The organism is uncultured Aquabacterium sp. (assembly GCF_947366995.1).
Lineage (GTDB): Bacteria > Pseudomonadota > Gammaproteobacteria > Burkholderiales > Burkholderiaceae_C > Aquabacterium.
Genome location: NZ_CANBCC010000117.1, coordinates 1 through 4,750 on the forward strand (window position 1 = coordinate 1; position 4,750 = coordinate 4,750).

Sequence of the window (4,750 nt, forward strand, 5' to 3'; positions counted from 1 at the left end):
GGCCGGAGCCGTGAAAAAGAACCCTATCCGCCCCACCACATCCGCTTGTTCAATCACAAAACTGTGGATGAAGCCGATCCCTGAGAGTGCAGCCCCGATCAAGAACCAAATGGCCGCTCGGCCAAACTGCCGCTCAATGATATATACGGTCGCAGCACCAAGAACCATTGAGGTGTATACGTAGCCCTGCTCCAGCGAGAGCATGCCCTGCACAAAAAAATCGGTCGTCGAGACGAACGTGTCACCCATGTCCGTTGGAAACGGTTTGTCCGCGCCGCCGAAGCCTAGGGAGACAAGGGTCTTTTTCACAAGGAGCGCACAAAATGCCGCGAGCACGGGCATCATTCCGACCACCACAGCTGGAATGTGCCGCGCAGGAGACGCTTCGAAAGCCTGCGAGGCCATTGCCACCCCAATCCAGATCAGGATCGCCATGCCCGCTTCCACGGGGACGAAGTAGACCACCCAGCTCAAGGCACCTGTCAGGCAAAGAATAGATACGAACACCGCATTGAGCACAGAGTAACCCACTCGCGACCCAATCGCCTTCCAACCCGGGTGCCCGATGTAGATGCTCGTCGGAAACGGGCTGCCGAACGCGCCCGTGAGAATCGACGATACGCCATTATAAAGCATTGAAGGCAGCATCGGGTAGCGATCCCCGGCGGCCGTCGCAGATTCAATGTTTTGCAGGGACATGATCACACTGATGCATCCGATGGGGAGAATTACAGGCAGAAACAGGGGAAGCATCGAGAACGAAGCGACCAGATCGCCCAACACAGGAACTGGCGGATAGAAAGCGAGGCGGGCATCAGCGAGGTTTCCGACCGGGACTACCTGCGCGCCTTGGACAAAATGGAGCATCCACGCTAGGCCAGTGCCGGTCACCAGGATGATCAGGCCGGAAGGGATCCCACCCTTGATGCTAAGCCGTCCAAAATAGAACAGAAATGTGACACCGAGTGTGACGAGCCCGAGAAGCGGAGAGGCGTAGGCACGAAAGAAAAAGTCCATCGAAAGGAAACAGAGGCCAATGCCTCCAACGGGTGCGAGCAGCGCAGCCCGTGGCGTAAATCGACGGATACTCTCCGCCACGAAACTGCCGAAGAACTCGATGAGCCCCGAGACGAAACAAGCCAGTATACCGGCCCGCCAAGCAAAGATAGCGACATCATCCCCGGTCAATCCCTGTGCCTCGCCGATGAATTTCGCTGGGTAAAGTACGAGGAAAACAAAGGCGATTAAGGAGATGATGTTGATGCCGAACGGCAGTGCACAGACGTCGCTTCGCCCTTCCTGCTGCGCAAGCCTCCAAGCCTGTCTCGCATAATAGAGGTTGCCGATGACAAGACCCAACGCGGCTGCAGGTAAAATACGCTCAAAAAACAACTCCCGGGGCATATAGAGCGGGAAACCGAGGCAAAAGTTGCTCATCAATATCAGCATGAGCATATTATCCAGCCCAAGAGCAAAGAACCCGTCGAGATCCCCCCGATGAAAGAGGCGTAGTCCAGGAGGGACTGATAGTATATTATTTCGAGTCGTCATACGTAGAAGGGGGGGTGGTGAACGTGAGGGGAGACTTGCAGGGCAGCTCAGGCGTTGCTTCGTAGCGAAGCCAGATAGGCACGCCAGCCGCCGAGATGCGAGATGTCCTGCGCGCCCGCTGTGGCAAGGGCCTCGCAGACAAATCCTTGAACGGTGGTCCCATCGTCCAACGCCAGGGTTCCGATGCCCAGGGGCGCGGGCACCAGCGCCACGAACGAGCCGTAATGCTCGGCCGGCATCTCCCAGATTTCCAGTGCGATGCGTGCGCCCGCGCCCGGCTCCACTCGGAGCAGCCCGGGCTTGGGCGGCACGGTCCCGGGCAAGGCAAAGAAACGGTAGTCGGGCGCCGTTTCGGCAGGGCCCAGCAGGCGCGCGCCACGCTCTGTCAGCTGGCCATTGAGGGGCATGCCGGACAAATGCGCGCCCACCACGGCGACCCGTACCGTGGCCGGCGCGACCAAGCCGGGAATGGCGCCCGGTGCAGGCAGCGGCTGGGCGGTGGAACCTTGTGTCAGACCGGTGGCCTGGTGGTAGCGCTGGCCAAGTTCAGCCAGCCGCCAGTCGCTGCCGCACGGGCCGACGAGGGTGATTCCAAACGGCAGGCCATCGGGCCTCAGGCTGCTTGGCACCGAGATGGCGGCATAGTCCAGCAAATTGACAAAATTCGTGTACGCGCCCAGATTGCGGTTGAGTGCTACAGGGTCCGCGTCCATCGCTGCAATGGTGTAGTGTGTGGGGGCCGTAGGCAGCAGCATCACATCAACTGCGTCTGGGCCCTGCCACAGCGGTGCCACCTGCTGGGCCAGCGCCCGCAGGCGAGTCTGTGCATCGAACAGATCTGCCGCGCTGTAGCTGCGCCCGCTGGCCAGAATGCTTCGCACTGGTTCCACCACTTCGCTGGCGTTTTGATCAAAGAAGCAGCGCACCGCGGCGTAGCGCTCGGCAACGAGTGCACTTTCGTACAGCAGGGCCGCGGTCTTCGCCAGCGGCTCATAGGCGATGGGGACCGACGTACCGCCCAGCGAACGCAGCCGGTTCACCGCCTCGGCAAACGCCGCTTCGGCAGCGCCGTCGCCAAGGAAATCGAGCACATCCGGCACGCCAAAGCGAAAGCCTTCGGGCACGGGCTGACATGCCAATGCGAGTTGCCGGCTGTAGGGGTCCTGGGCGTCATACCCCTGCGCGACTTGCAGTACGGAGGCGGCCACATCCACCGTGCGCGCGAATATGGAAACGCAATCAACACTCTGTGCAGCCGGCACCACCCCGCGGGCGCTGATAAGGCCCTTGGTCGGCTTCAGGCCCACGATGTTGTTCAAGCCGGCAGGCACCCGGCCCGAGCCGGCCGTATCGGTGCCCAGCGCAAAGTCCACCTGGCCGGTTGCCACCACGTAAGCCGAGCCGGAGCTCGACCCGCCCGACACATACGCAGCGTTGAATGCATTGGGCACTGCACCGTGCGGTGTGCGCGTGCCATTGAGCCCGCAGGCGAACTGGTCCATGTTGGTCTTGCCGACCAGCGTTGCCCCGGCCTCCAGAAGGCGCTGCACGACCACCGCGTGGGCGGCTGCGCTGTACGCGAAAGCGGGGCAGGCGGCTGTAGTTGGCAGGCCCGCAACATCAATGTTGTCCTTGACAGCAAAACGAAGTCCGCTGAGCGGCCCCCCAGCAGTGCCCGCTAACGCTGGCTCGCAGCGTAGAAGCCAGGCCTCCTTAGCAAACTGAGACGCTATGCCCTCCATGGAAGAGGCGTTGTCTGAAGAACGGAGGTTGGAATGCACCATTTTGAAGAATTCAATCTTGGATACAAGAACGTAAGCAAGGACTGTGCCAAGGCAGTTGCACAGCCCGGGTGCCTGGTTGCGCCAGTTGATGAGCACCATTGATGCGCCGGGCATGAACCCTCAAGATGAAAGCGGGGAGCGCGATCCCGAGATGCATCAAGGCAAGACTGGAAACCAGTCCTTCGGTAGGATGGTCCACATTGGCGCGGATGTGGATTCACTCTTGGTGCACCGTCTTCGCGGGACCGGTGGCAATCTCAACGAAATATTCCAACGCAAGCAGCCGTGCTGCACGGTCAGGAGACAGAGATGCGGGCTCAGAGGAGTGGCTGGGACGCATACCACCTGCTCGTTTCGCCGCGGTGCACCGCCAGCGCGCTGGCGATGCAATCAGCCTGCCCAGTCCATCAACATCGCTGATGCAACGATGACGAATTCGTGCAGCGGCCAACGCCCTTCACAGTAGAGCCGTTCCCAATAGGTGATGATCACCTGCTCCTTCTTTCCCTCAGGTGAGTTGCCCAGCGGCCAGCACGACATCGAGTTCGTGGGACTGGTTGCGCTGAAGGATCCAGTGAGACCGGATGTGCCGGCTGCCATCACCGAGTGCCGATGTGCAGGTATCCGGGTCGTGATGATCACGGGTTACCATCCCCACACAGCCCTGGCCATCGCACGACAAGCAGGCTTGGTCGCCGACGGGCGATCAGTGATAGGCCCAGAGTTAAACCAACTGGATGACACAGCACTGGCAGCGCGCCTAGCTGACACTCACGTGCTTTGTCGGGTGCAGCCCGAACAGGAAATTCGGCTGTTGCAGGGTTTTCGCAAACAAGGCGATGTGGTCGCGATGACTGGGGACGGCGTCAACGACGTACCCGCCCTCAAGGCTGCTCAAATCGGCGTCGCGATGAGTGCTTGCAGGACTGACGTGGTCCGCACGCCGCTGCACTGCTAATTCCCCTCGTATGCGCGACCCTTCTTTTCTCGCGCCCTCTAGTTCGACAGCGCGGCGCGGCTGAACCGGCAGTCCATCTGCATTGACGTACCCCAGTTCTTCGCCAATGGGTGTTTCTCTACACTCAGGTCTTTGACAAAACTTGCATCGCGCAGTGCCGAGGGCGAAGATGCAACCTTGGGAGTCTCTATGTCTATTTCAGCGAACACTTTGCGTTCTTTGCAGCTGGCGGGCGAAAGCCTTCATGCAGCCCGGCAAGCCTTTGCCCAGGAAGTACAACAAAACGCTAGCCATGTCGTCGGTATCGTCGCCAATGAACCGTTCAGCAGTGATGCGGACCGGGCCTACGCGCGACTGCGCGTTATTGCGCGGATGGCACACGAGCTGCAAACGATGGAAGAGGGGGTCTCCTCGTTTTCAGTGCAATAAGTGACGGTACGAAAAGCTAGCACTGGCG

The 4,750-nt window shown here is 60.3% G+C and carries 4 protein-coding genes; 2 read left to right on the forward strand and 2 right to left on the reverse strand.

Going from position 1 to position 4,750, the window contains the following annotated elements; all coding sequences use genetic code 11:
• Together Q0Z44_RS18065 and atzF are read right to left on the reverse strand one after the other, a co-directional pair.
• Window positions 1-1,449: hypothetical protein (locus tag Q0Z44_RS18065; RefSeq protein WP_298015370.1), on the reverse strand; the 1,449-nt coding region annotated here is incomplete at its 3' end.
• A 149-nt stretch (window positions 1,450-1,598) separates the two neighbouring features.
• Window positions 1,599-3,434: an allophanate hydrolase gene (gene atzF, locus Q0Z44_RS18070; protein WP_229297114.1), complete on the reverse strand. Its 1,836-nt coding sequence runs from the start codon at window positions 3,432-3,434 to the stop codon at window positions 1,599-1,601.
• 385 nt (window positions 3,435-3,819) lie between these two features.
• Here atzF and Q0Z44_RS18075 point away from each other — a divergent pair, with 385 nt between their 5' ends.
• Window positions 3,820-4,293 (forward strand): HAD-IC family P-type ATPase, encoded by a 474-nt coding sequence (locus Q0Z44_RS18075; protein ID WP_047219924.1) that lies wholly within the window; start codon window positions 3,820-3,822, stop codon window positions 4,291-4,293.
• A gap of 132 nt (window positions 4,294-4,425) precedes the next feature.
• On the forward strand, window positions 4,426-4,722 hold the full coding sequence (locus tag Q0Z44_RS18080) for a hypothetical protein (protein WP_298015375.1): 297 nt from the start codon (window positions 4,426-4,428) through the stop codon (window positions 4,720-4,722).
• Window positions 4,723-4,750: the final 28 nt, after the last annotated feature.

Excerpts from the sequence above, each read along its gene's own strand:
- atzF (WP_229297114.1), bottom strand. The coding sequence starts at position 3,434 with ATGGTGCTCATCAACTGGCGCAACCAGGCACCCGGGCTGTGCAACTGC.
- Q0Z44_RS18075 (WP_047219924.1), top strand. The coding sequence starts at position 3,820 with ATGATCACCTGCTCCTTCTTTCCCTCAGGTGAGTTGCCCAGCGGCCAG.